The organism is Hoyosella rhizosphaerae (assembly GCF_014643175.1).
In the GTDB taxonomy this organism is placed as follows: Bacteria; Actinomycetota; Actinomycetes; order Mycobacteriales; family Mycobacteriaceae; genus Lolliginicoccus; species Lolliginicoccus rhizosphaerae.
On record NZ_BMJH01000001.1, the window covers coordinates 358,700 to 384,881 of the forward strand.

Below are 26,182 nucleotides of genomic sequence, written 5' to 3' on the forward strand. Positions count from 1 at the left end.
TGGTGATGTCCCCAGCGTCACCCGTGGGTGGCGCAGTAGTGCCGCGACTGCGTGGCTGAAGTGAGAAGACAATCTGCGGTGCGTATTCCTTTAAATCCGCGGCGCCGAAAGCGCAGGCTTAACCCAGACGGAACCATGCCGCTCGTGGAGCATCTTCACGAGTTGCGCACTCGGCTGCTGGTCTCGATGGCTGCGGTGGTCGTGACCAGTATTTTCGGTTTTATTTGGTACTCGGTGGAGATTCTTGGTATCGAATCACTGGGTGAGCTACTGCGGGGCCCATACTGTGATCTGCCTGCGGAAAGCCGAGCGTCGATAACGCAGGATGCTGAAGAATGTCGCCTGCTCGCCACGGGGCCGTTTGAGCAGTTCATGCTCCGACTTAAGGTGGCGGTGACAGCCGGAATCGTGCTCGCTAGCCCGGTGTGGCTATACCAAATCTGGGGATTCATCGTCCCCGGGCTGCACCGCAACGAACGTAAGTTCGGGATCACTTTCGTCGCCATCGGAGCTTTCCTGTTCATGCTCGGTGCTGTGATGGCGTACGTCCTGGTGTCGTTCGCTTTGAGCTTCCTCCTCACCATTGGTGACAATGTCCAGATCACTGCTCTGAATGGGCAGGAGTATTTTGGCTTCATCATCAGCTTGATCGTGATTTTTGGTGTGAGTTTCGAACTGCCACTGGTGGTCGTCATGCTCAATGTGGTGGGCATTTTGCCGTACGAGAAGCTGAAAAGCTGGCGTCGGGGAATCATTTTCTCACTGTTTGTTTTCGCGGCCTTCATCACACCGCACGACCCGTTTTCAATGTTGGCGCTTGCGTTCGCCCTAACCTTGCTGTTTGAGCTCGCCATCCAGTTCACCCGTCTCAACGACAAGCGGCGAGCCAAGAAGCAATCTGATCAGTGGGGACACCTCGCTGATGATGAATCTGAACCGTTGGAAACACCAACACCCGTAGCCGACGACAGGAAAGAATGACCCAGTTTGGCGAAGTTGCGGCGTTTGCCGAGCAACTACCGTTCCCCATGGACCCGTTTCAGATACGGGCATGCGAGGCGTTAGAAGCCGGCCACGGCGTGCTGGTATGCGCACCTACTGGGGCTGGAAAAACAATTGTGGGTGAATTTGCCGTTCACCTAGCGTTGCGCGCCGGGCGCAAATGCTTCTACACCACACCCATCAAGGCGCTGTCGAATCAGAAGTTCAACGACCTTGTGAAACGGTACGACACCGACACAGTCGGGTTGCTCACAGGCGACCAGAGCATCAACTCGGACGCGCCGATCGTGGTGATGACCACCGAAGTGTTGCGCAACATGTTGTACGCCGACTCCGACCGTCTTCGCGGGCTGTCACATGTTGTCATGGACGAGGTGCACTTCCTCGCCGATCGATTCCGCGGCGCTGTATGGGAAGAAGTCATCCTTCATCTCGCAGAAGACGTCCGTTTGGTGAGCCTGTCGGCCACAGTCAGCAACGCGGAAGAGTTTGGTGCTTGGATGGAAACGGTGCGCGGTGACACCACCGTCATCGTGGACGAAACTCGTCCCATCCCATTGTGGCAACACATGCTCGTGGGGCGGAAGATCTTGGATCTCTTCCCGAGCCGCATCACACCCGGAAAGTCTGGGCGCAAACTTAATCCCGATTTGCTGATTCACATCAAGAAGCGGTTAGCGATCGACGCGGCTGAACGCGGAAGTTCACGTTTCGAACCTCCTCGGCACAGGCGGGGCGGGCGCGGGCCGCGCGGCAACATCCCTGGTAGATACAGGCCACCTTCTCGGCCAGAAGTCATTATTCAACTCGACAAAGCTGGGCTGCTCCCGGCGATCACATTTGTGTTCAGCCGGGCTGGTTGTGACGCCGCGGTTGCGCAGTGCGTGCGGTCTGGCTTGTTCCTCACCAGCGAGGATGAGGCGAAGGAGATTCGCCGAATCATCGCAAAGCACACCGGGGAACTGCCCGAAGCGGACCTGAAGGTGTTGGGTTTTGACCAATGGCGGACCGCATTGGAACGGGGCATCGCCGCGCACCACGCAGGGATGCTGCCCGCGTTCCGGCACACGGTCGAAGAACTGTTCGTCAACGGGTACGTCAAAGCAGTGTTCGCGACCGAAACGCTTGCCCTCGGCATCAATATGCCTGCACGAAGTGTGGTGCTTGAGAGCCTTGTGAAGTTCAACGGCGATACGCACGCCGACTTGACACCCGGCGAATATACGCAGCTCACAGGAAGGGCAGGCCGTCGCGGTATCGACGTTGAAGGCCACGCTGTGGTGTTGTGGCAACCCAACCTTGATCCTGAGGCCGTCGGCGGTTTGGCGTCCACCCGCACATTTCCGCTGAGAAGTTCATTCGCCCCCGGTTACAACATGGCGGTGAACTTGCTGCGGCATATGCCGGCTGCAGAAGCACGCGCACTGCTTGAGCGTTCGTTCGCGCAGTTTCAAACTGACAGGTCCGTTGTGGGTGTGGCTCGCACCGTTGAACGCAACGAACGTGAATTGGCAAAACTGGCGGGCAGCGCGAACTACAACTTTGCGGAGTTCGCTGAGTATGCCGCATTGCGACGCGCAATCAGCGACCGCGAACGCACGTTGAAACACGGGGCAACGCTGCAACGCCGTGACTCTGTAGCGGAATCGCTAGTCCGGTTGAAGCGCGGTGATGTCATTGTGGTTCCCGCAGGTCGGCGCGCAGGGCCCGCAGTAGTACTGGAACCCGACCGCGACTTCACCAACCCACAGCCGCTCGTTATCACGGCGGGTGCGTGGTCCGGCAGGTTGTCGGTGAAAGATTTTGTGGACCCCACAGAGTCGGTGGGGTCAATTCGGCTTCCTAAACACGTAGATTTCCGCGAAGCGCCGGTGCGTCGAGATATCGCGTCGACGCTGCGCAACCTGGGGTATGCACCCCGTAACCGCCAGAATCCCAAGGGCAAAAAGAAGTCCGATGCGGCATTTGACAAGGAACTCGCCCGCTTGCGTCGAGAGCTCAAGCGTCACCCCTGCCATAGCTGGCCGGATAGAGAAGAGTGCGCCCGCCGTTTTGAACGATACGACCGGCTCAAGGTAGAAACCGACCGCCTGCGCAACCAGATGAATGCGGCCTCCTCTTCTCTGGGGCGGAACTTTGATCGCATCGTTGAGTTGCTGTCCGAACGCAGCTACATCGAACTTGGCAGCGACCCCGTCGTCACCGAGGAAGGCGAATGGCTGCGCCGGATTTACAGCGAAAGCGACCTGCTCATCGCTGAGGCTTTGCGCCGTGGAATCTGGAAGGGCCTGAGCCCCGCCGAACTCGCGGCAGTGGTGTCGGCTGTGGTGTACGAGGCTCGTCGTGACGGCGCACCAGCAGGAACCGTTCCTACCGGGCCGCTGCGCCGTGCGCTTGCAGATACGCAGCGGATTTGGGAAGAAATCTTCGCCGACGAAACACGGCACAAACTTCCCACCACCAGGGAACCTGACAGCGGATTTGTCCATGCGATTTTCGTGTGGGCTCAAGGCGCACCGCTACTTGACGCGCTCCTCGCCGCAAATGAGATCCCGCCTGGTGACTTCGTCAGATGGTGCCGCCAGATCCTTGATCTGCTCGAACAGTTGCGCATTGTCGCCCCTGACCCGCAGGTTCGTTCCGCGGCAGGCAAAGCTGTGACGGCAGTAAAACGTGGGGTTGTATCGGTTGATGCGACCGAGTAAAAATCGGCGGAGTGAAAAACTCTGTCAGATTTGACCGTCAGAGGCCTGTTGCCCTTGCTGCATTAGCGGCATGATGGGGTCATGACAGCATTCCCCTCGGCCGAAGAGTTGCACGATCGCGCTGTTCAGGCGTTGCACAACTGCGGAGTCGATGTGACGCCGGAGTCGGTGTTTACGGGCACGATCATCCCTGCCGGGTCCGGTGATCCGATGGAGGCTCGGAGCCCCATCATTGGTGAGGAACTCCTTATCGTCACCACGAGCAGCCCAGCTGACGTTGACGAGGTTGTAGCGGCGGCGACTGATGCGTGGACCGAATGGCGCAACACCCCGGCACCGGTGCGGGGCAATGTTGTGCGTGAGCTCGGGAATCTACTACGCGAACACAAGGAAGACCTAGCGACTTTGGTGACGCTTGAGGCGGGCAAGATCACCTCTGAAGCGCTTGGTGAAGTACAAGAGATGATCGACATTTGCGATTTTGCTGTCGGTTTGTCGCGCCAACTGTACGGACTGACGATGGCCTCAGAACGCCCCGGACATCGGTTGATGGAAACGTGGCACCCGGTGGGTGTCACTGCGGTGGTGACGGCGTTCAATTTCCCAGTTGCCGTGTGGGCGTGGAACACAGCGGTGGCGTTGGTGTGTGGCAACACCGTGGTGTGGAAGCCTTCAGAGCGGACTCCACTGACTGGGTTGGCGTGTGATGCCTTGCTCGCGAGGGCTGCCGCTGATCTAGATGTGCCAGACGCGATTCATAGGGTGGTGCTGGGGCGGTGTGAGGTAGCCGAATTGCTGGTCGATGATGACCGCATCGCGTTGGTAAGTGCAACGGGTTCTGTGCGGATGGGCCGTGAGGTTGGTCCGCGGGTGGCGGCACGGTTCGGACGCAGCTTGCTCGAACTTGGGGGCAACAACGCGGCAATAGTCGCGCCGTCGGCGGATCTTGACTTGGCTGTGCGAGGCATTGTGTTCTCAGCTGCGGGCACGGCTGGGCAACGATGCACCACGTTGCGGCGCCTCATTGTGCACGAATCGCTCGCTGATGATGTTGTTGACCGCATCGTGACGGCGTACCGGTCGTTGACTCTGGGCGACCCGGAAAGTGACGGGGTGCTCGTCGGGCCGCTGATCAACGAGTCCTCCTACGTCGCAATGCAGGCCGCGTTGGACAAAGCTCGTGCTGATGGTGGGGATGTGTTATGCGGCGGTGAACGAGTCTTCGCGGATGAGGCTCCCCATGCTTTCTACGTCACGCCCGCGGTGGTACGGATGCCTGCGCAGACTTCGATCGTGTGCGAAGAAACCTTCGCCCCAATTCTGTACGTGATGACTTACGCGGACCTCGCCGAAGCGATTGCGTTGAATAACGCTGTGCCGCAAGGGCTGGCGTCCGCGTTGTTCACAACAGATCTTCGTGAGGCGGAAACTTTCCTCTCCGCGGCAGGATCTGATTGTGGCATCGCCAATATCAATATCGGCACGTCAGGCGCTGAAATCGGTGGCGCATTCGGTGGCGAGAAACAAACCGGAGGGGGCCGGGAGTCCGGTTCGGACGCGTGGAAAAACTACATGCGACGAGCAACCAACACGATTAACTATTCCCGCGATCTTCCCCTGGCCCAAGGAGTGCGGTTTACCTAGCCGCTATCTAGCTACTGACTGCGCCGGTATTTTCAGCCAACGCAGCAAGAAGACGCTTAACGGAGTTCTCGATGCCGTAATGCTGTGACAGGTCCGCGATTTCGTGGCGATCTGACGGCGCAGTGGGCAGAAGATCTGACCGTGACAGCGAAATGGGTGCGTCCGTAGCCACCGCCACTACGTTTTTCGCAGCAGCGATGTAGTCAGTAGCAGCCAATAGTTTCGCACGAAGCCCACTCGCGAGGGCGCTGCTGTTGTCGTGTGCTGCCGCGATGATCCCATCGAGCGAACCATATTCGGTGAGCAACCGCGAGGCCGTCTTCTCGCCCACACCGGCGACACCCGGCAACCCATCCGACGGGTCACCCCGCAATAACGCAAACTCGGCGTAGGCAACTCCGGCCCGCTCGATCGGAAGGTCAAACTTGGCCGCAACTCCGGCGGGATCAAACAATTCGGCCTTGGCCAAACCGCGTCCGACATACAGGACCTGCACCGGAACGACGCCGTCATCGACCACCTGCAGAAGATCCCGATCGCCACTCACAACAATTACCGGATCGACTGATTCACGGGCTGCAAGCGTTCCGAGCACATCGTCTGCCTCAAACCCGTCTGCACCTGCGGTGGCGATTCCGACGGCATCAAGAACATCGAGGATCATCTCGACCTGAGCGGGCAGAGATTCAGGTTCGTCTTCGCCGCCGGATTCGGCAACTCTGTGCTCTTTGTAGCTTGGGATAGCGTCGACTCGAAACGAGGGCCGCCAATCGTTATCCAGACAAACGACGAGGCGGGACGGCTGGTGAGTTCTAATAAGTGAAGCGATCGTGTCCAAAAAACCGCGAACAGCATTCACTGGGCGCCCATCAGGTGCCGTAAGCGACTCCGGTAGGGCGTGGAACGACCGATACCAGAGGCTTGCGCCATCAAGGAGGAGAATGGGTGCCTGCATGATCTTGTATTTTGCCAGGCGAACATTGCCGACTGCACGGGGGATAGGCTGAAACCATGTTTGAGGATGTAAAAGCGCCAACCTCTGAAGCGTTCGAAGCGTATAAAGCCAGGTTGACGGCAGTTTCGCGCCGCGCTGCGGAAGAGGGGGTGGACGCACTACTCATCACACCAGGGCCCGATCTGCAGTACCTAACAGGGTCGACAATGACGTCGTTTGAGCGACTCACATGCCTCATCATCCCCGCGCACGGCATGCCGACGATGGTGGTTCCACGCCTGGAAGTTGCCGCATTGCGGGGTTGCATCCTTCACTCACCCGCTGTCGTGTTGGCTCCGTGGGTGGACGGCGACGACCCGTACTTACTTATTGGCAGAAGCGTCGGCCGATCCGCTCGGGTAGCGGTGTCGGAATCTACACAGGCATTGCACCTCATACCGCTGATGCAGCACTTCGATCCTCCCGTTCGGCTCGCAACGGACGTACTTCGCGAGATTCGGATGATTAAGGACGACGCTGAGATTGCGGCGCTGCGCGCTGCCGGTGCGGCGATTGACCGTGTGCACGCACGTATGGGCGAGTTCCTGCAAGTTGGACGCACCGAAGCTGATGTAGCAGCCGATATCACCGCAGCCATCATCGCCGAAGGGCACACGCGGGCCGCATTTGTGATCGTGGGATCCGGGCCACACGGGGCGGACCCTCATCACGAAGTGTCCGACAGGGTCATTGAGCCTGGCGACATCGTCGTCATCGATATTGGCGGTCCAGTTCCTGAAGGATATTTTTCGGACTGCACCCGCACCTACAGCATGGGTGAGCCACCCGCTGATGCGGCGGAGAAGATTGCACTGCTGGAGGAGGCGCAGCGGCGAGCCGTCGAACTGATCCGGCCTGGCGTCGCTGCGGGCGACGTTGATGCGGCGGCGCGCAACTACCTCGCTGAGCACGGACTTAGCGAATACTTTGTGCATCGCACGGGCCATGGCATCGGATTGTCGGTGCACGAAGAGCCATATATCCTGGCAGGTAATAATCAGACATTGCGGGCAGGGATGGCGTTTAGTGTCGAGCCGGGCGTCTACCTGCAGGGCAAGTGGGGTGCCCGCATCGAAGACATTGTGGTCGTGACGGAGTCCGGTTGTGAACCAATGAACCGCCAACCGCACGGACTCACTGTGTTGCCGATTGCCGGGTAGTGACGCGGAGGTGTGGGGTGAGTGACGATCCAACGACTGGGCACTCGCGATACCCGCGTTTGCGTCGGGTAGGTGTCATCGCGGTTCTTGCCTTCTTTGTGCTTGTCGTGTTCATTGTGTTCACGCGAGGTGATGAGCAGGTTGCCGAGCATTCGCAGGCGAACCCGACGTTGCCCCCCACGGGTACCCCTGCGCTGTTTGCGCCAGCCGGTGGTCCACCAGGAGTGATTCGGGTTGCGAGCAGTGATTCGTCTCTAGCACCCGATGTGGTGGTGACCGTGGTGGAAGATTACCTTTGTGAGAACTGCGCGGAGTTTGCGCAGCAGTATCGGTCAGTATTGAGGGAAGTCGCTTCTGTTCCTGGTGTGGTGTTGGAGTTCGTTCCAATCGCTGGAAGTGGGACGGAGGATGCCCGCAGGGTTGCGAACGCGTCGCTGTGCGTTGCGGCTGACACTTTGGAGAATTGGGTGGCGTATCGGACGGCATTGTTCGCAGCTGCGCCGCTGTCGGCCTCACATGATGGCTTAACTGACGACCGTTTAGTTGAGATCGCACATACGACTGGCGCATCCCATGCAGCGGCGGAGTGCATTCTCGGTCAAAGCTTCATCGATGACGTTGATGCCAACACCCTCGACTGGGTCAACGAACAAGACCTCCCATTGGTATTGCTCGACGGCAGTCCGTATCCATTGCAGACCCCCGACGTGTTTGCTGAGGACGTGCGTGACGCCGTTCGCGACAGCTAGACCACATGAAAGTTGGAGTGCTTCAAAAATGGAGTGGCCGGGCGCTTCCCTCGCCCGGCCACGGCACGACTCTATCACAGAATCGAACACATGTTCGAACAAATTTTAGTCGGTTTTTGGGGCACTGACGAACAGTGACTTAGACCCGAGAACTCGTTCAACCGCAATCTCAATCACCACGCGGGTGGGGTTTACGCGAGGAACGCGATACCTCAGCGCGTAGCGCTCCTCAGCGTCGGTGACAGAGTCGCGGTCACGTCGCACCACAGCTTTGCCTTCCAGTGCGAGCCACCGTGCGCCATCAACCTGAAAAACAGTGGCATAGCCCGAACGGTCCACATTGGTGACCTTCTGACTTCCCTCATTAGTTATGACACGCACAACGCCAGCGCCATCATCCCAGGTGAAACCCACAGCAACGACGTGGGGAAGCCCGTTTCCGCGCAGGGTTGTCAGGGACGCCAGGTGGCGTTCGCGGAGAAACTCGAGAGCTGAAGCGGAAAAATCTGCGGGGGTGTATGCCATGTTTTCCACCGTAGTCGAGCACACTATGAGTGTGAGTGATGCAGCAGTACCAGACGGAGCCAGCCAACTTGCGTCCCGTTGCGACCCTGGCGCAGTGGTGATCCTTGGCGGACGCAGTGAAATAGGACTAGAAGTGGCGCAACGTTTCGCCCCTGGTCGCACAGTGGTGCTGGCGGCCCGTCGCAGCAATGAGCTCGATGCCGAAGTGGCGAAGGTGAAGGCAGCCGGGGCGACTCGCGTAGTCACGGCTGAGTTCGACGCCGACGACATCTCCTCGCACGACGCATTTTTTGCCGACCTCACCACCAATGTTGGTCAGATCGGCGCTGCGGTGTTGTGCTTCGGAATCTTAGGCGACCAGGACCGTGCAGAGTCAGACCCCCACCACGCCGTTCAAGTAATCCACACCGACTACGTGGCGCAGGTCAGCGTCCTAACCCACCTTGCCCAGATCATGCGCGCGCAGAAGTCCGGACACATCGTGGTGTTCTCTTCTGTCGCAGGCGTTCGAGTTCGGCGCGCGAATTACGTTTACGGTTCAGCGAAAGCGGGCCTTGACGGGTTCGCGAACGGTTTGGCTGATGCCCTGCACGGCACAGGGGTGCACTTGCTTATCGTGCGGCCCGGTTTCGTTATTGGTCGGATGACTGAGGGCATGAGTCCGGCCCCGTTCTCCTCGACACCTCCACAGGTCGCTGATGCCGTTGTGCGCGCAGCGGCGAAGAAGCGTCGTGTGGTGTGGGTTCCCCTACAACTGAAGCTGCTGTTTATGGCACTACAACTGGTGCCGCAGTGGGCCTGGCGGAGGATGCCTCGGTGACGGTGCTACCCCCAATCGCTGTGGTGGGGATCGGCGCCGACGGGTGGGGTGGGCTCACCACTGCCGCACAGGACGCGATCTCAGCCGCACACACCGTGCACGGTTCGCCTCGTCAACTAGCCCTGATTCCGGACCACGTCACGGCGGAGCGGCACCCGTGGCCGTCACCCATGATGCCCGCATTGCCTACCGTCATCGCTGAACACCGTCCCGCAAGGATGTGTGTTCTTGCCAGCGGTGATCCGATGTTCTTCGGCATTGGTGTGACGCTCGCCCGCACCGTGGGTGCTGCGAACCTGCGTGTTTTTCCGCACGTATCGAGCGCATCGTTGGCGTGCGCCAGGCTGGGATGGGCCCTGCAATCAACCCCCGTGGTGTCAGTAGTCAACCGTGCCGTCGAAACGGTACTTCCTGAACTCTCCGAGGGCCGAAAGCTGTTAGTGCTCAGCGAGTCTGAGCGCACCCCGGCGGTTATCGCTCAGTTGCTGCACGAGCATGGCTGGCACGACACCGACTTGACGGTGCTCGAACAATTAGGCGGCCCCGGTGAGCGCATCATCACCGGCACTGCGCACACATGGACGCATCCTCCGGGGGACCCTCTGAACGTCGTCGCTATCGAATGTCGCACCGCCGCACAGCCTCGGCTCACCCGCACTCCAGGGCTGGCTGACAGCAACTACGGAACTGACGGACAACTCACAAAGAACGAGATGCGCGCGCTAACGCTGAGTGCACTCGCCCCGGCACCAGGTGAACTGCTCTGGGATGTTGGCGCTGGCTCGGGAAGCATCGGCATCGAATGGATGCGCACCCATCCCGACTGTGTCGCACTCGCATTCGAAACTGATTCGGAGCGACACCCGCGCATCGTCAGCAACGCCGCAAGGCTCGGTGTTCCGGGTCTGCGCCTGCTGGGCCGGGCCCCAGAGTCGTTTCCACAACAAGGGGACAATCACTCGAGCCCCGATGCCATCATGGTCGGTGGTGCCGTCACACAACCAGGCCTGCTCGATGCCTGCTGGCAACGGCTGACCCCCGGCGGCCGGATGGTTGTTAACGCAGTGACCGCAGAATCAGAAGCGCTACTGCTGTCGTGGCACCAGAAGCATGGCGGTGACCTTCGCAAGCTGCAGGTGTACCGCGCGGGTGCGCTCGGTGGCTTCACCGCGTGGCGGCCACATCTGCCAGCGGTGCAGTGGAAAGGAACAAAGGCGTGACAGTCTATTTTGTTGGTGCAGGACCTGGCGCTGCTGATTTGATTACCCTGCGCGGCAGGGACGTCATTGCCCGATGTTCGGTGTGCCTCTATGCGGGCTCACTCGTTCCGGTCGAATTGCTGGACTATTGTCCTGAGGGCGCCGAATTGATCAACACGGCCCGAATGCCGTTGGCGGAAATCGTCAAACATATGGTTGACGCCGATCGAGCTGGCAGCGATGTGGCACGTCTACATTCTGGTGACCCGTCCTTGTATAGCGCCGTGGCGGAGCAGGTTCGCCAACTCGGCGCCCACGGTGTCAATTATCAGATCGTCCCCGGGGTGCCTGCGTTCGCGGCGGCCGCCGCAGCTCTGGGGCGGGAATTGACTGTGCCGGGTGTGGGGCAATCTGTTCTTATTACGCGCATTGCGGTGCAGGCTTCGGCGATGCCTCCAGGGGAGGAACTGGCTCAACTTGCCGCAACGGGTGTGACGTTGGCTTTGCATCTCGCCGCAGCCCATATGGACAAGGTGGTGGAGGCTATCGAGCCGCACTATGGCGCCGACTGTCCTGCCGCTGTCGTGGCGTTCGCGAGTCGGGAGAACGAAGTCATTTTGCGCACCACTGTCGGGATGTTGAGGGACCGCATGGCTGAGGCTGGAGTGACAAAAACGGCGGTAATCTTTGTTGGTCGGGTTCTGTCGGCGGAAGGTTTCCCGGACAGTTACCTGTATTCAGCGGCTCGAAACCGCACGTCGCACTGATGCGCGTCCTCTTGCTTGGTGGAACTGCGGAGGCCCGTGATCTTGCCGACAGGCTTGACGGGGTATGCGAAGTTGTATCGTCGTTGGCAGGTCGCGTGCGTCGCCCATTGCTCCCGGCTGGAGAAGTGCGCGTGGGTGGTTTTGGTGGGGAACAAGGTTTCCGTGACTTCGTTCAAACAGGTCACATTGATGCTGTTATTGATGCGACGCATCCGTTCGCTCGCGCCATGACAGCTACCGCAGCGAAGGTCGCAAGCGAACAAGGTATCCCATATGTGCGGGTACAACGTCCTGCGTGGGAGCCCTCTAGCCACGATCACTGGATTTCCGCACTCGACGTACGAGAGGCTGCCCAACACCTCGTGCGCCGCTACGAAGGTGGGATTTCAGCACGGGCGCTTGTGACTATTGGGCGGCAAGAATTGGCCGCACTATTTGATGCACCGATTCCGATGGTGGCTCGCATGATTGACCCGCCCGCCGTCACGCCGCCGTCACACGTCGAGATCTTGTGCGCACGTGGTCCTTTTGCGTTGGCTGACGAGCTTTCGCTTCTAGAACGCATCGGAGCCGATGTGGTTGTCACTAAGAACAGTGGGGGAAGTGCGACCTACCCCAAGATTCTTGCAGCGCGACGCCTTCAGATTCCTGTCGTCATGATTGATCGGCCGCCACTTCCAGCCCGAGCCCTCGTGGTGCCGTCGGCGGTGGAGGCGATCCGATGGGTAACTGGTCTGCAAACTCTGTGATCATTGTGAAACCTGAGAATTATTGAGGTTAACGGTTACTAATGTGGTTCGGTTTTTTAACATGGTGAACCAGAACCCTCTACATCAGGAGAAACATTGGCCACCCGACGCACTTTCCTACGCAATACCGCCCTCGGCGGGCTCGCCATGGGTGCCCCCGGCATCTTCTCCTCGCTAGGCGATCTCACCAACAATGTTCGCCCAGCGCCGTCGCCGAGCCCTTCACCCAGTCCCAGTCCGTCACCATCGAACGACGTCGGACAAATACTCATCGACTACGCCGCTGGTGTCCCGTCGGCTGCGTCGATCAAGCGCGCAGGTTTTCGCGGAGTCATTCGATACATGTCGGAACCACGTGCGAGCTGGATGATCGGTAAGCCAATGCGGGCATCTGAAGTGCAAGACATGAAGTCTCAAGGCCTCGCCATTGTGTCGTGCTACCAGTTCGGAAAGGGCACGACCTCTGATTGGCGTGGTGGGTATTCGGCAGGGCGTACTCACGCAGCAAAGGGTGTCAGCCTTCACAACGCGGCGGGCGGTCCATCGAATGCCGTCATCTACGCAGCAATCGATGACAACCCCACCACTGCCGAACTTCAGCTTGTTGTCAGCTACCTCCAGGGGTGGGAGTCCGTCATCGGCCGAAACCGAACCGGTGTGTATGCCAACTATCCAACGATCGAGCATCTGCGCGCCCGCGGGATTGGCAGCTACTTCTGGATGCACAACTGGGGATCAGGTGGACGGATTCACCCCGCGGCCCACATCCATCAGTTCGAAATTGATCGTCAGTCTGTTGATGGAGTGGGCATCGACCGCAACCGCATCCTCAAAGCGTCATACGGGCAGTGGTGACAGGGGGCTAGTGCTCCGAGTCCTACTGGGCGGGTGGTAGCGCGCAGGAGTCTCGGAAACCTTGCGGTGCGAGGCCTAGGGCACTGTTGAATCGTGCGCGTTGGTTTTCCACCGCAATCACCATTGTGAGTTCTACAATTTGATCCTCCTCTAGATGCTCGCGGAGTGTTTTCACCATGTCTTCGGTCACTGTGACGGGGGAGTCTGTCATCGCTTCTGCATATGCGATTGCCGCCCGTTCAAGATCGGTGTAGACGTCACTGTCGCGCCAATGTGGCAACTCGTCGAGCTTGCGTGGGTCGATGCCGTCCATGCGGGCAATCCAGTACCCAAAGTCCATGCACCATGCGCATCCGAGGCGTGCAGCGGAGGCTGCGACTGCGAGTTCCTTCACGTGCGAGTCGAGGCGGTCCCACTTTTCCACGGCCATCTCCCAGCGTGCATTCGCCCGCAAAATGGCGGGTTGGTGGCCCATGGCGAGCGCTGGGGCCACAACCTTGCCGAACCTGCGTTGCGAGTACCACGATGCTATCTTCAGCGTGAGTGATCGTTTCGGCGCAAGCGATATGTTGGCCATCGTTGATAGTCCTTCCTTGGAGGCGACACAATGTGATGCCGCTACATATACGACGCCGCGCAATGGCCCCAATGTGACGTTATGTGACCTGAATCACATTCTAGCGGCGATTGGGTTCAACGAAGGGGGTCGATTTGCATACGCAGGCGGTTCCACAACGTCGGATACTCACCATTCTCGTAATCGCGCAAATTCTGAGCGGTGCGGGGCTCGCGGCCGGAATTACCGTCGGCGCGCTTCTCGCCCAGGATGTGCTGGAATCAACCAGTCTCGCCGGAGTCCCTGCCGCGCTGTTCACCGTCGGAGCTGCACTATCAGCCGTCGCGGTGGGCAGAATATCCCAGCGCCGAGGTCGGCGAGTCGGGTTGTCCGTTGGTTACGCCACGGGCGCTGTGGGTAGCGCCGGTGTAGTTATCGCCGCAACAATCGCGTCGACGCCATTGCTGTTTGGCGCCCTCCTAATCTATGGCGCAGGAATGGCAACAAACCTTCAGGCGCGCTACGCAGGCGCCGACCTCGCTACACCTGAGCGGCGAGGCACCGCGATCAGCATCGTCCTTGTGGCCACCACTGTCGGCGCGGTGATCGGACCAAACACCGTTACACTCACCGGCGATCTTGCGCAATTCTTCTCTATCCCACCGTTGGCGGGTCCTTTCCTTCTCGCGACCGTCGCCTATGGGGTGGCTGCACTCGTGCTGTGGATTTGGCTGCGTCCTGACCCGTTACTGCTAGCGCGCACTTTGCCAGTGGAGGACGAACCACCATCAGGTGCTGCAGCGAGTGTTTCGTGGCGAGGAATGGTGATCCTCGGCGCTGCTGTCATGGCTGTGACTCAGGCGGTGATGATTGCGATCATGACCATGACGCCGATTCACATGCAACACCACGGGCATTCTCTCGGTGCGACGGGAGTGGTTATTGGGTTGCACGTTGCCGCGATGTATCTGCCTTCGCCAATCTCGGGTGTGTTAGTGGATCGCTACGGCACACGCCCCATCGCGGCGCTTGCGGCAGTGACGTTGGTTGGAGCCGGAATCGCGGCCGCCTTGTCGACATCGGTCGTGGGACTGGTAGTGGCGCTCATGCTCCTTGGCCTCGGATGGAACCTGGGTTTGGTCAGTGGAACCACCATGATCACTGCGTATTCTCCGCTTGAGTCACGGGCTCGAATTCAGGGGAATGTTGACCTTTCCATCACTCTTGCTGGCGCGGGAGGCGGATTTGCCTCCGGCGCGGTTGTCGCAGCGACGAGCTACACCCTTCTTTCAGTGGCCGGTGGGATCTTGGCGATGCTAGTCATTCCGATGCTCATCTTCACCAAGGCGCGGAACCGTTCAATCCCCACTTCAACGCGTAGGGTCTAAAGCCCTCTCGTGAGTGTCCGAAATGCCCTCCTTTTTGGGGACGAACATTTCTCACAATGTGTTGTAGATCACGCTAAGCTTGTGGGGCATCTTGACGACAAGCTGCGTTGAAATGGGGACAGCAACGATGCATCCCCACGATGAGTGGAGCACCACATGCGGTCATCAACAAAGGTCGGCGCAGCAGTATTCGCCACCGCAGCACTATTACTCCCCGGTGCTGTTGCACAGGCACAACTCGATTCCGGAAATACCATCGTTACTGCCGAACTGCTCGCGGGGGCGCTCACCATTACGCCTCCCGTAGCCGCCACGCTAGTGCCCGAACTCGACGGCCTTTCCGCAAGCGGTCCAGTGCTAGCCATTCTCGTATCTGACTTGAGGCTTTCCAACGCGGGCTGGTCAACAACAGCGGTCATTACCGACTTCACGGACTCGCTACTAAGCCAAACGATCACCGCAAGCAACGTGACGTACACACCGGACTCGGCCATCACTACGGGCGTTGTCACCGTCACCCCATCCGGCACGGAGACCATCGATACCGCCAAAACAGTGCAATCGGCAACAGCATCAGGCGCAAACACCGCAACCTGGAATGCTGACCTCGTACTCAATACGGCAGGAGCCGCAGCAGGCGTCTACCTTGCAACATTGACGCACTCCGTTTTCTAACCTCCACCACCAACCTGAGAGAGTGCCGTGCGTAAGCTTCTCCCCGTCGCGCTTGCCGCGGCACTAGTCCTACCGGTGTCGGCTGTGTCAGCACAGCCGACACCGGAACTCGATCGGGTGGAAAACCCCGGACTCGGAATCAGGCTTCTCGAAGCCCCAGAACACCTCAAAGACGATCCGCGTGCGCAGGTCTATGTCATCGACAGAGTCGATGCCGGGACCTCCTTTGATCGGCGCATTGAAGTATCCAACCGCACCGGAGCCGACCAGGCCGTCGATGTGTATGTAGGCGCGGCCGATATCAACAGCGACGGTGCATTCACCGTGGGTGATGCCGACGCCGCGAACGAACTGACCGGCTGGATGGAACTCGATACCAACCAACTGACTCTGGACGACCGAGAAACCGCAGAGGTGACCCTGACTATCGACGTTCCCGAGGATGCCGAGGACGGCGAACGGTATGCAGTCGTCTGGGCGCAAATCGCAAGCGGCTCACCGGACGAAGGCGGCGCCATCGTCGTCAACCGGGTCGGGATCCGCACGTACCTCGCGGTGGGTGACGAGAACGCCCTACTACCCGACTTCGCCATCACCTCAGTAACACCACAACGCAATGACGACGGCGTCGCTGAACTCGTCGTCTCATTCGACAACACCGGCGGGCGGGCTGTCGATGTCTCAGGTGAAGTCGAACTATCTGAAGGCCCAGGCGGTGTCAGGGCAGGACCATTCAACTCAGACCCAGTAACTGTGGCCCCTGGCGGTCAAGGCGCATCAGTCTTCACCCTCACGGCTGGTCTACCAAATGGACCATGGCAAGCGGAGATCACGCTCCGCAGTGGCCTGCTTGAACGCACGTATAGCAGCGCAATCACCTTCCCCGACACAGGTGTGGGCGATGCAATAGCGACAGACGAATCTCGACCAGCGTGGCTATGGGTCTCGATTGCGCTGCTGACTCTCGCTATCATCCTTGCCGCGGTCGTGGCATGGCGTAAGACAAGAAGCGAATGATGAAGCGCACGAAATTGGGGATGGGGATTGCGATCTGCGCAGCCAGCGCGTTATTCGCTTCCACATTCGCGGCTGCAGAACCAATCGGTGACGTGCCATGCCCACCCGGTACCGCCACCGTTGTTGACGGTACCGGTGGCGCGGAATGCGTAACGGAAACACCACCAGCACTTGAACCCGAGCCGGTGGTGGAACCCGAGCCGGTGGTGGAAACAGAACCCGTGGTGGAACCAGAACCCGCACCACCGCCACCCGAACCCACAACGGAAATCGCGCCGGAACCCGAACCGGATTTGCCACCTGAGCCTGAGCTACTGCCACAACCGGAAACTGAGCCCGAACCAGAAACAACGCCGGAACCAACCTTTGAGCCAGAACCAACACTTGAGCCCGAAGCGGCAGTCGAACCTAATCCTGAACTTGAGGCCGAAGACACCTCGGAAGATGAAGGATTGGCGCTGAATGAAGACGCCGAAACTGAAACCGACGATGTCAACGACGACGAGTCCCGCGACACTGACGCCGCCACGGAGGACAGTGACGCCGCCGTAGATGACCCCGCAGACGAAGCTGTTAGAGACGAGGACGAAGCTACCGAGGACGAAGCTGCTGACGAGGCAACTACCGACGACGAACCAGTCGAGGACGAAGCGTCCGGTTCGTTGACGATCGCGGTCGGCCCGTTCGTGGCGTCGGGGGTCATGCGTATGGGTGATGTCTATCGGGGACGAGTTGCGGTCGAGGTCGCCGACGCGCGGACGGACAGCCCCGGGTGGACGGCCTATGCGCGGCTCCAACCTTTTGAAGGTAGGTCAGGCTCGTCGTTTGCGCCGGTCAGTGCTACTTACAGGTCGTCTGACACGCATTGCAGCAGTTCGACCGGCCCCCAGAAGCTAAGCGACGCAAACTCGGCGGTGCATGTTGCGACGCAGCCGTGCACCGCGACCTGGGACGCCGACGTCGCTTTCCTGATTCCTAGCGACGGACTGGTGGCTGATACCTACACCGCAGTGATTAGTCACTCGGTGTACTAGATAGCAGCCAGTCGATTCCGAATGTGTCGAGGCACCGCAATGCGAGTTCAATGGCGACGTGATCGGATCGCCGACCTGGGTTGATCAGGTTGAATGCTTGTTCGACGCGATATCGAACAGTGTTTTTGTGCACGTGCAATTCTTCGGACGCGCGGGCTGGACTCGCGCCGCACATGAGGTACGCCCGCAGTGTTTCGCGTAGGCGTTCAGCGGTTTCGGTGTTGTCGGCGAGCCCGCCTAGTGTGCGACGAATGAACCGACGGCACGCTGTGGCGTCGCGTCCCAACAAGTAGGCCGTTTCGACGTCAGCGAATGACGTCACTGCAATGCTTGGTCGTGACATGTTTGCCACGTGTTGTGCGGCGATTGCTTCGTTATGTGACTGCCGGAAACCGTCGCGGCCGCGTAGGCACGTGCCCAGTGCAACATGAACCCCGGGCTGGGTGCTGAGTTCGGGTAGTCGAGTGATCTCGGCCGGAGTGGAAATCCAAGTCCATAGTCCACGTGCTCCTGACGGGATGCTTAAGGATCCCGATCCGCGAATGGCGTGCGTGAGTCGCGCGGCGATCGCCTCCATGTTGGTGAAGGATCGTAGATCATCTTGGTCACTCCAGAGGACTACTGCTGTGTGCCACCGCCGGAGGGAATATTCCAATCGTTGTGACGCCGTGTCAGTGTCAATGGAGTCGCCAGCAAGAATTGCATGTGCCGTTTCTGCGCGACGGGCACTGGTGCCGCGGAGAAGTGCTTCGCGTTCTTGTGTGAAGGCACTGAGGAGCACGTCGGTCGATAGTTCTAGCCATTTCACAGCTGATTCCCACAACTGCACGAGAGCGGCCATTTTTTCTTCGGGATCGACAGGTGCGGATTGAACGATCTCGTTGAGAATGCTGATCGCGGTGGTGCGCCCCGAGCCGTACACGCGCAGCAGAACTTGGACATCCATGCCGCGTCGGGCAACGGTGCGCGCTAGCGCTACTGCCTCGGCGGGCGGCTGATACGCGGTGTCCTCGGTGGTGGCTGCGGCAATGAATGCCCTGACCTGCCCTCGGGTACTGGCGTCGAGATCGCGCCTAAACTCGTCGTCACTGCTCAACTCAGGTAATGAATCAATGATTGTGGTGTTTATTCGCTCGACGATGGCGGACATCGAGGCGGGTGTGAGCATCTGCGAGGTGATACGTCCGATCCAATCAGAGAGCTCATCGGCTTCCATCACAACCCACCTCCAACGATGTTTTTGTATTCAGAGTACAAAGATTGACGAAAACTTCGGCACCGAATACCTATCCGCAGTCTGCCACCGAAGGCCATAGTTGAGGTACTTCAACATCTGGACTTTAGGAGCATCATGGGACACTCACTCGCCGGCCACGTCGTCGCGATCACAGGCGGTGCTCGCGGCATCGGTCTTGCTACAGCAACTCACCTTGCCGGACTTGGCGCAAAGGTAGTCATCGGCGACATCGACGAGGCGCAATTGCCAGAGGCAGCGCTACAGTCAGGCGCAGTGGGGTTCATCCGAGTTGACGTCACCGATCCCGCGTCGTTCGAGGAGTTTCTGGAGTTCACCGAACGTACCGCAGGCCCACTTACTGTCCTGGTAAACAACGCGGGAATCATGCCCGTTGGGCTGATCGTTGATGAGCCCGAAGCAGTGGCGCGACGGATGTTCGAAATCAACGTATTCGGAGTCATTACCGGTACCAAACTTGCCCTGAAGCGGATGATTCCGCAGCGCCGCGGCCACATCATCAACATTGCGTCACTCGCCGGCGAATATCAGTTCCCCGGGCTCGCTAGCTATTGCGGCACGAAGCATGCAGTTCTTGGTTTCACCGACGCCGTACGCAAGGAAGTGCGATCCGAAGGCGTCCACGTTGGTGCCGTCCTCCCAACATTGACGAACACGCAGCTCGCATCCGGAGCCAAAGGAATCCGTGGCGTACGCACCCCGGAACCTGAAGAGATCGCAGCTGCTGTGGCGCGACAGATCACCCACCCCACACCACGCGTTCGCGTGACGTTGCTGGCCGGTTTGCTTGTGCAGTCTCAACACTTCCTGCCCCGGTTTGTGTTCGAAAACATCAGCAAGGTCCTTGGCGCAGAAACACAGTTCGTCAGCGAACTCGACGCGGAGGTTCGCAGCGCATACGAGCAGCGCGCCCGCACCAGCTGACAACATCCCACCAACTACAGAGGAGTACCAACTATGGCTGCGCCATCCACAGAAACTTTTGACCGTCTAGCGAAACTCATCGCGATTGATGACGTCGATCAGCGTGAAACCCGCGAAATCCGCGAAATCTTCACCGGGCAAACCCTGGCCAAGATCCCCATCGGCACCGCAGCCGACGCACGTACCGCTGTTGACCGCGCCCGAATCGCCCAAAAGGCGTGGGCCGCAAAACCTGCCGCGGAACGAGCTGCGGTGTTCTCGGAGTACTACAAGCTTGTACTCAAGAACCGTGAAGCCCTGATGGACATGGCCCAGGCCGAAACCGGCAAGGCGCGCGTGTCAGCCCAGGAGGAAGTACTCGACATCGCACTGAACGCCCGTTATTACGCCAAACGTGGCGCCAAACTTCTCGCACCACGCGCCGCGCAAGGAATCTTCCCGGGACTGACAAAGACGATTGTCCGCCACATCCCCAAGGGTGTTGTCGGTGTCATTTCGCCGTGGAACTACCCGATGACGCTGGCTGTTTCGGATGCCATCCCAGCGCTTATTGCGGGCAACGCCGTCGTGATCAAGCCTGACAGCAATACCCCGTACTGTGCTTTGGCCTGCGCGGACCTCCTGTATCAAGCGGGTCTGCCCAAGGAACTCTTCGCAGTCGTGCCCGGACCTGGCGCGGTGGTGGGTGGCGAACTTCTCGCCAGCACCGATTACGTCATGTTCACAGGCTCCACCGAAACAGGTAAGGCACTCGCACAACAAGCAGCTGAGCGACTCGTTGGGTTCTCCGCTGAACTCGGTGGGAAGAACGCCATGATTGTCACAGAGGGCGCAGACCTCGCCAAGGTGGCAAGCGCGGCGACTCGTGCGTGCTTCTCCAACTCAGGGCAACTGTGTATCTCGATTGAACGCATCTACGTTGAACAAACTGTTGCCGACGAGTTCATGGCACTGTTCGCCAAAGAGGTGAACGCGATGAAACTCGGCGCCGAGTACAAGTTTGGTTACGCGATGGGCAGCATGGTGTCTCAACCCCAGCTCGACACAGTGCGTTCGCACGTCGAGGACGCCGTGTCCAAGGGTGCGACCGTCGTCGCTGGCGGCAAGCCGCGTCCCGACCTCGGACCGCTGTTCCATGAGCCAACCGTGCTCACCGGCGTTACCGAAGACATGGTGTGCGCCAACGAAGAGACCTTCGGACCACTCGTGTCGATTTACCCTGTCGCCACCGTCGATGAGGCGATCGCCCGGGCAAATGACACCGAATACGGACTCAACGCAAGTGTGTGGGCTGCCACCACCAAAGAAGGTGAAGAAATCGCTGCCCGGATACATGCGGGGACGGTCAACGTCAACGAGGGTTACGGTCCGGCGTTTGGTTCGACTGACGCACCGATGGGCGGAATGGGCACCTCCGGTATGGGGCGTCGCCACGGAAGCGAAGGCCTCTTGAAATACACCGAGGCGCAGACTGTCGCGACCCAGAGGTTGATCGACCTTGGCGGACCATCCTGGCTTCCCTCAGCGGCATGGTCAGCGGTACTTCCACACGCGGTACGGGCACTTAGCCTGCTTCCAGGCAGGTAAACAACCGAAAAGCGGGATGCACCTCACTCATGAGGCGCATCCCGCTTTGTGGTTTCTAGTCAGTCTTGTGGAGTGCGAAGAAGCCGATCTTCAAGTATTTGCCCTTGACCCGGAACAGGATCTTGCCGAGGTACACGCCGGGAACAAGTTCGACGAGTTCGTCACGCACACTGCGGATGAGGAGGCGCGGGTTGGTCTCGATCGACTTGTAGTCGATGACCAACACTTCCTGATCCTGGCCATCTTTGTCGCGGCTAGCCTCAACGTGGGTTTTGAAGTCAAAGGCCAACTTGCCATCGTCGGTTTGCGTCATGTTGTAGAGCGGCCACAGAAGACGTAGCGGCATGGATGCGCGTGACGAGATGCGGTTTGACCCTGTTCCCGCGGACCCGAATCGTTTGCCCTCCCACGGCATCCAGAGGTCTGTGACGGCGGTGACCGTCCGGTCAAGGATGGGTAGCGTCGTCGTCATGACAAGCAGACCCTCAGTTTGGCCTTCCAATGACGCTGGGGGAGAACTGGCGCGGAACATCGCTTCGAGGTCACTTGCTGCGCGGTCGTAATCCTTGAGATCACTGTCGCGAAGTGACTTGACCAATTCCCACGCCTCATTGGCGGCTCCGGCGGGGTCTGTTCCTGCGCGGTCGCGCAGTTCGGCAAGCCTCTGGGCTGTGTCAGCAGTGGTTGCAGTTACGTCGGACGTTGTGTCGTCATTCGGTGCCATCGCACTATCCATTCATCGGGGGTAAGCCTTAGGCAAGTCTACGACCGATCAGCGTCACATTGGCCCCTGAAGTGCAATGCGTGTCACATATTTGTGGTGGTTATTGTGAAGTTTATGGTTGACACGATTTGAGTGAACAGATGTACACTGAAGCCTGGGTTTGAACAAAGGCTCATCATCAACACTCGGGGAGACGATCCAATGACGGACTACACACTGAAAGAAGCCACTTTCCACGGTGACGTACTTCGCTACGCAGACGTCGGCAAGGGCACACCCGTCATCCTCGTGCACGGCCTCCTCGGATCCCACCAATCATGGGGCACACAAATTGAGCGACTCGCTCAAAACCACCGAGTCATCGCCGTCGACCTGTATGGCTGCGGAGAATCCGACAAGTACAGCGGCGACTACTCGCTCAGTGCGCACGCAGCGAGCCTCCGCGACCTCATGGACCACCTCAAGATCACCACAGCAACCTTCGTAGGACACTCCTACGGCGGCGGCGTGATCATGCAATTCACCTACCTCTTCCCAGACCGAGTTGCGAAAATCTGCCTCGTCAACGCTGGTGGGCTCGGCCCCGAAGTGAGCGCACTTCTCCGCGCAGCCACCCTCCCAGGTAGTGAACTCGTCCTACCAGTCTTGGCATCAAACGTGGTCCGCAAACCCATCGAAAGCCTCTGCCGCGCCATCGCCGCCGGGTCACCGCTTCGCCTAAGCGAAAGCACCATCGAAACCTGGCGGACCTTCGGCACAGTGTCCGACCGCGACACCAGAAAAGCATTCCTCGCCATCACCCGCGGAGTCATCGGCCCCTTCGGGCAAAGCGTCAGCGCCGTTAAATTCTTCCCCGACTTCCAACACCTCGACGCCATGGTCATCTGGGGCAAACACGACAACATGATCCCCATAACCCAGGCGGAACGTCTCCGCGATGTCATGCCAAAAGCGGAGTTCATCACCATCGACGACGCCGGGCACTTCCCGCACCTTGACCAACCTCGCCAATTCCACCTCGCACTGTCGTCGTTCCTGGGGAAGGCGCAGCGAGCCGCCTGATTTCGGCGACCTGATGGCTTTCAGCTGGCAAGGATCCTGCATTTCGAACGCATTAAGGTCGAAATGCAGGATCCTTTGTGCTTGGGCGGGTGTCGACCCCGCACACCGTCACTCGAGCGTGCGGGCGAAGTTCAACACAGTGTCATACAGACGGTCGATCGTGTCGTCGATGCACAATCCCGCGCATTCCTTCGAATCGTCGGAAGCACGAGTGACACTATTTTCCTCGTCGTAGCTGTCCCACGTAAACGTCACGATTACGCTGGGGTTCACATTGTCGTCAGCCTCAGCGACTTCGTCACCAAACGAACTGGAAAATGGTGCTCCACCAGCCGCAACGATGAACTGGGAATCGCCCTCTTCCGGCAGTGTGTGTACCGCAGACGCGCCACCTTCGCCGGGTTCAGCCACAGAGATAAAAACCTCGCCCGTCGCATCAACTAGCTTGCTGATCGTCGTGGTGGCCCGGCCTAGAATTTCATTAGTTTCGTCGTCTACGAGGTGAGCGCCGGTGGCGGAAATGATCAGCGATTCAACACCTTCGGGTGCTTCAAACACGTGGCGACCTGGCTCATCGAAAATGCACATCACCACTTCGTTTACTTCTTCGCACACCTCATGGGTCTCACCAGCGGCTACGCCGGGGAATAGCACGACCGCGCCAAACGCAAGCGCACCAACTCCAGCGGACGCACCAAAAGGGCGCACTCGCTGCATCATTGCCTGTCGACCACCCACAGAAACCACACTCCACCCATGTTCGAGCACCAAACGACGACAACTCGAACGCTAGAGCACCCCCACGCCGGACCACGCCGCCGAAACCCACCCGAGACCTCATTGGGCACAACCTGCAACAAATCGCCACCGATGATTTTTCAACCCACTGTGAGTCCAATTCAAAACCCACAGTGAAAGGTCTTGGACATGGACACCGCGACACACCCCACCCCTCAACTCGACGAGCGGTTCAGCGCCCCAGGTGCCACAGAGGCCGACTGGGACAGAATCGATACCGCCCTCACTGACGCAGAGGTGTACTGGATATCGACCGTCCGGCCACCTGGTCAGCCACACGTGACACCGCTCATCGGAATCTGGCGCGAGAATGAGTACTGGTTCTGCACAGGCGCTGACGAGCAGAAGGCAAAGAACCTCGCCGCCAACGCCCGTGCGACAGTAACCACCGGAACGAATGTGCTCGATCGCGGCGTCGATGTCGTCATCGAAGGCAAAGTCCAAGTGGAGACCAACGCGCCCCTACTCCAAACCATTGCGGCGCAATACATCGAAAAATACGGGTCAGGCTGGACCTTCGATGTCGTGGACGGCCACTTCGAACATGCGGACGGTGGACGCGCAGTTGTCTACCGTTTAACACCCACCACAGTCTTCGCCTTCACCAAAGGCGCGTTCAGCCAAACACGATTTACGTTTGAACGCGCACATCACTAGCCGTTGTTTTCCGACGCGCACTGGCCATGACTGCGGTGAGTGCGATGAGTCCGATGAGTGATCCGGTGGTCATGGTGAGGGCCATGGCGGTGGCGGTGTTGCCGAGGATACCGACGACGGGTGCGACGAGTGCGCCGAGGCCGAATTGTGCTGCGCCGAGGAGTGCTGCTGCGGTTCCGGCTGCTTCGCCGTGGCGGGAGAGGGCCAAGGCTGGGGCGTTGGGTAGTACGAACCCGACTGACGCCAGGACAAACCAGAGTGGGATGAGGAATCCGATCAGTCCGCCGATGCCTGTGGTTGCGAGGATGAGCATGATTGTGCCGGCTGCGGTGGCGCTGGTGAGTCCTGCGAGGACGATTTGCCGGGGCGAGTAGCGGCTTAGAAGTGGGACGTTGAGTTGGGACGCACCGATGATGGCGATGCCGCCGATGCCGAAGATGATGGCGAATTGTTGTTCGTTGAGGCCGTAGCCGTCTTGGAGGACAAATGAGGCGCCTGCGATGTATGCGAAGAGTGCGGACATTCCTGTTGCTGCGACGAAGGCGAGTACGACGAATTGGCGGTCGCGTAGGAGTGTTCCGTAGGTCTTGAGGATGGGGATGAGTTCTGCTTGCCTGCGCCGTTCTGGTGGGAGTGTTTCTTTGAGTGACGTTACGGCCAGGATGAGGAGGAGGACTCCCATGATGGCGAGTGCGGCGAAGACCCAGCGCCATGATCCTGCGACGAGGATTGCGCCACCGATGGTGGGGGCGAAGATGGGTGCAGCTCCCATGACGAGCATGAGGCGGGAGAGGACTGTGGCTGCGGCGGTGCCGGAGAAGAGGTCACGGACGATGGCGAGGGCGACGACCATTGTTGCTGCCGCACCGAATCCTTGGAGCGTGCGCAGTGCGCCGAGGACGGCGATGTTGGGGGCAATGATGCACAGCAGTGATGCGGTGATGCGGTGATGTGGATGAGGGTTCCGGCTATGAGTGGGCCGCGTCGTCCGAGTGAGTCGGAGAGCGGGCCGATAATGAGCTGGCCTACGCCTAGCCCGATGAGGGTTCCTGTGAGGGTGAGTTGAACCATCGCCGAGGTGGTGAGTAGGTCTGTGGTGATGGCGGGGAACGCGGGCAGGTACATGTCGATGGTGAGGGGCCCGAGTGCCACTAGTGCGCCAAGGACGATGATGAGGCGTAGGCGTTCTTTGGGTGTTAGTTCAGTGCGCGTTGGTTCAGTATCAGGAACTGTTGTGGTCATGTCGCCTACTCGTCGTGGGGGGAACCTGGGGTAGTCCCTGAGAACGACGCTAGTGGGTCCCCAAATATTCCTCCCATGAATTGTGTTGTGAGGA

General features: G+C 59.3%; 24 protein-coding genes and 1 pseudogene. 18 read left to right on the forward strand and 7 right to left on the reverse strand.

What is annotated here, in order from left to right:
* The first annotated feature begins 78 nt into the window (after positions 1-78).
* The 3 genes from tatC to amaB all read left to right on the forward strand — a co-directional run bounded on the left by tatC (position 79) and on the right by amaB (position 5,351).
* Positions 79-981 carry a twin-arginine translocase subunit TatC gene (gene tatC / locus IEW73_RS01560; RefSeq protein ID WP_188670029.1) on the forward strand — a complete coding sequence of 301 codons (903 nt, stop codon included), beginning with the start codon at positions 79-81 and terminating at the stop codon, positions 979-981.
* Entirely contained in the window at positions 978-3,707 is a 2,730-nt protein-coding gene (locus IEW73_RS01565) for a DEAD/DEAH box helicase (RefSeq protein ID WP_188670031.1), read from the forward strand. Before tatC ends, IEW73_RS01565 begins: the two co-directional genes overlap by 4 nt.
* Before the next feature lie 81 nt (positions 3,708-3,788).
* Positions 3,789-5,351 carry an L-piperidine-6-carboxylate dehydrogenase gene (gene amaB, locus IEW73_RS01570; protein ID WP_188670032.1) on the forward strand — a complete coding sequence of 521 codons (1,563 nt, stop codon included), beginning with the start codon at positions 3,789-3,791 and terminating at the stop codon, positions 5,349-5,351.
* A gap of 7 nt (positions 5,352-5,358) precedes the next feature.
* On the opposite strand, the gene IEW73_RS01575 is transcribed toward amaB, so the two are convergent.
* Positions 5,359-6,306 (reverse strand): 5'-3' exonuclease, encoded by a 948-nt coding sequence (locus IEW73_RS01575; RefSeq protein ID WP_188670034.1) that lies wholly within the window; start codon positions 6,304-6,306, stop codon positions 5,359-5,361.
* 56 nt (positions 6,307-6,362) lie between these two features.
* Here IEW73_RS01575 and IEW73_RS01580 point away from each other — a divergent pair, with 56 nt between their 5' ends.
* Both IEW73_RS01580 and IEW73_RS01585 read left to right on the forward strand, forming a co-directional pair.
* Positions 6,363-7,505: a M24 family metallopeptidase gene (locus IEW73_RS01580; RefSeq protein WP_188670036.1), complete on the forward strand. Its 1,143-nt coding sequence runs from the start codon at positions 6,363-6,365 to the stop codon at positions 7,503-7,505.
* A gap of 17 nt (positions 7,506-7,522) precedes the next feature.
* Positions 7,523-8,254 carry a DsbA family protein gene (locus IEW73_RS01585; protein ID WP_188670038.1) on the forward strand — a complete coding sequence of 244 codons (732 nt, stop codon included), beginning with the start codon at positions 7,523-7,525 and terminating at the stop codon, positions 8,252-8,254.
* Between the two features lie 105 nt (positions 8,255-8,359).
* On the opposite strand, the gene IEW73_RS01590 is transcribed toward IEW73_RS01585, so the two are convergent.
* Positions 8,360-8,779: a TIGR03618 family F420-dependent PPOX class oxidoreductase gene (locus IEW73_RS01590; protein WP_188670040.1), complete on the reverse strand. Its 420-nt coding sequence runs from the start codon at positions 8,777-8,779 to the stop codon at positions 8,360-8,362.
* Between the two features lie 31 nt (positions 8,780-8,810).
* On the opposite strand from IEW73_RS01590, the gene dprE2 reads away from it, so the two are divergent.
* The 5 genes from dprE2 to IEW73_RS01615 all read left to right on the forward strand — a co-directional run bounded on the left by dprE2 (position 8,811) and on the right by IEW73_RS01615 (position 13,169).
* Positions 8,811-9,599, forward strand: coding sequence for a decaprenylphospho-beta-D-erythro-pentofuranosid-2-ulose 2-reductase (gene dprE2 / locus IEW73_RS01595; protein WP_229675654.1), 789 nt, complete (start codon positions 8,811-8,813; stop codon positions 9,597-9,599).
* Positions 9,600-9,601: 2 nt separating this feature from the next.
* Positions 9,602-10,819: a precorrin-6y C5,15-methyltransferase (decarboxylating) subunit CbiE gene (gene cbiE, locus IEW73_RS01600; protein WP_188672707.1), complete on the forward strand. Its 1,218-nt coding sequence runs from the start codon at positions 9,602-9,604 to the stop codon at positions 10,817-10,819.
* Positions 10,816-11,565 (forward strand): precorrin-4 C(11)-methyltransferase, encoded by a 750-nt coding sequence (gene cobM, locus IEW73_RS01605; protein WP_188670043.1) that lies wholly within the window; start codon positions 10,816-10,818, stop codon positions 11,563-11,565. The genes cbiE and cobM overlap by 4 nt, the downstream gene beginning before the upstream one ends.
* On the forward strand, positions 11,565-12,314 hold the full coding sequence (locus tag IEW73_RS01610) for a cobalt-precorrin-6A reductase (RefSeq protein WP_206050430.1): 750 nt from the start codon (positions 11,565-11,567) through the stop codon (positions 12,312-12,314). Before cobM ends, IEW73_RS01610 begins: the two co-directional genes overlap by 1 nt.
* 147 nt (positions 12,315-12,461) lie before the next feature.
* Positions 12,462-13,169, forward strand: coding sequence for a DUF1906 domain-containing protein (locus tag IEW73_RS01615; protein WP_188672713.1), 708 nt, complete (start codon positions 12,462-12,464; stop codon positions 13,167-13,169).
* 22 nt (positions 13,170-13,191) lie between these two features.
* Here the strand turns inward: IEW73_RS01615 and IEW73_RS01620 are convergent, their stop codons facing one another.
* On the reverse strand, positions 13,192-13,746 hold the full coding sequence (locus IEW73_RS01620) for a carboxymuconolactone decarboxylase family protein (protein WP_188670046.1): 555 nt from the start codon (positions 13,744-13,746) through the stop codon (positions 13,192-13,194).
* A gap of 110 nt (positions 13,747-13,856) precedes the next feature.
* Between IEW73_RS01620 and IEW73_RS01625 the strand changes: the two genes are divergently transcribed.
* The 4 genes from IEW73_RS01625 to IEW73_RS01640 all read left to right on the forward strand — a co-directional run bounded on the left by IEW73_RS01625 (position 13,857) and on the right by IEW73_RS01640 (position 17,839).
* The gene (locus tag IEW73_RS01625; RefSeq protein WP_229675656.1) at positions 13,857-15,113 is read left to right on the forward strand and encodes an MFS transporter; all 1,257 of its coding nucleotides are present in this window, start codon (positions 13,857-13,859) and stop codon (positions 15,111-15,113) included.
* 156 nt (positions 15,114-15,269) lie between these two features.
* Complete coding sequence (locus IEW73_RS01630; RefSeq protein ID WP_188670048.1) at positions 15,270-15,788, forward strand: hypothetical protein; 519 nt, start codon at positions 15,270-15,272, stop codon at positions 15,786-15,788.
* 27 nt (positions 15,789-15,815) lie between these two features.
* On the forward strand, positions 15,816-16,805 hold the full coding sequence (locus IEW73_RS01635) for a COG1361 family protein (protein WP_188670051.1): 990 nt from the start codon (positions 15,816-15,818) through the stop codon (positions 16,803-16,805).
* Entirely contained in the window at positions 16,805-17,839 is a 1,035-nt protein-coding gene (locus IEW73_RS01640) for a hypothetical protein (protein ID WP_188670052.1), read from the forward strand. Before IEW73_RS01635 ends, IEW73_RS01640 begins: the two co-directional genes overlap by 1 nt.
* On the opposite strand, the gene IEW73_RS01645 is transcribed toward IEW73_RS01640, so the two are convergent.
* Positions 17,820-19,055 (reverse strand): RsbRD N-terminal domain-containing protein, encoded by a 1,236-nt coding sequence (locus IEW73_RS01645; protein WP_188670054.1) that lies wholly within the window; start codon positions 19,053-19,055, stop codon positions 17,820-17,822. The two genes, IEW73_RS01640 and IEW73_RS01645, sit on opposite strands and share 20 nt — an antisense overlap.
* A gap of 135 nt (positions 19,056-19,190) precedes the next feature.
* Here IEW73_RS01645 and IEW73_RS01650 point away from each other — a divergent pair, with 135 nt between their 5' ends.
* Entirely contained in the window at positions 19,191-20,018 is an 828-nt protein-coding gene (locus IEW73_RS01650) for an SDR family oxidoreductase (protein WP_188670056.1), read from the forward strand.
* A gap of 33 nt (positions 20,019-20,051) precedes the next feature.
* Positions 20,052-21,605 (forward strand): succinic semialdehyde dehydrogenase, encoded by a 1,554-nt coding sequence (locus tag IEW73_RS01655; protein ID WP_188670059.1) that lies wholly within the window; start codon positions 20,052-20,054, stop codon positions 21,603-21,605.
* 55 nt (positions 21,606-21,660) lie between these two features.
* Here the strand turns inward: IEW73_RS01655 and IEW73_RS01660 are convergent, their stop codons facing one another.
* On the reverse strand, positions 21,661-22,329 hold the full coding sequence (locus tag IEW73_RS01660; protein ID WP_188670061.1) for a hypothetical protein: 669 nt from the start codon (positions 22,327-22,329) through the stop codon (positions 21,661-21,663).
* A 201-nt stretch (positions 22,330-22,530) separates the two neighbouring features.
* Here IEW73_RS01660 and IEW73_RS01665 point away from each other — a divergent pair, with 201 nt between their 5' ends.
* A complete protein-coding gene (locus IEW73_RS01665; RefSeq protein WP_188670062.1) occupies positions 22,531-23,391 on the forward strand; it encodes an alpha/beta fold hydrolase in 861 nt (286 codons plus the stop codon).
* 108 nt (positions 23,392-23,499) lie between these two features.
* Here IEW73_RS01665 and IEW73_RS01670 read toward each other — a convergent pair whose 3' ends face one another.
* Positions 23,500-24,129 carry a hypothetical protein gene (locus IEW73_RS01670; protein WP_188670064.1) on the reverse strand — a complete coding sequence of 210 codons (630 nt, stop codon included), beginning with the start codon at positions 24,127-24,129 and terminating at the stop codon, positions 23,500-23,502.
* A gap of 189 nt (positions 24,130-24,318) precedes the next feature.
* Between IEW73_RS01670 and IEW73_RS01675 the strand changes: the two genes are divergently transcribed.
* The gene (locus IEW73_RS01675) at positions 24,319-24,846 is read left to right on the forward strand and encodes a pyridoxamine 5'-phosphate oxidase family protein (RefSeq protein ID WP_188670066.1); all 528 of its coding nucleotides are present in this window, start codon (positions 24,319-24,321) and stop codon (positions 24,844-24,846) included.
* Here IEW73_RS01675 and IEW73_RS01680 read toward each other — a convergent pair.
* Positions 24,821-26,088, reverse strand: a pseudogene (locus IEW73_RS01680) (multidrug effflux MFS transporter). The gene IEW73_RS01675 and the pseudogene IEW73_RS01680 overlap by 26 nt on opposite strands.
* Positions 26,089-26,182 lie beyond the last annotated feature (94 nt).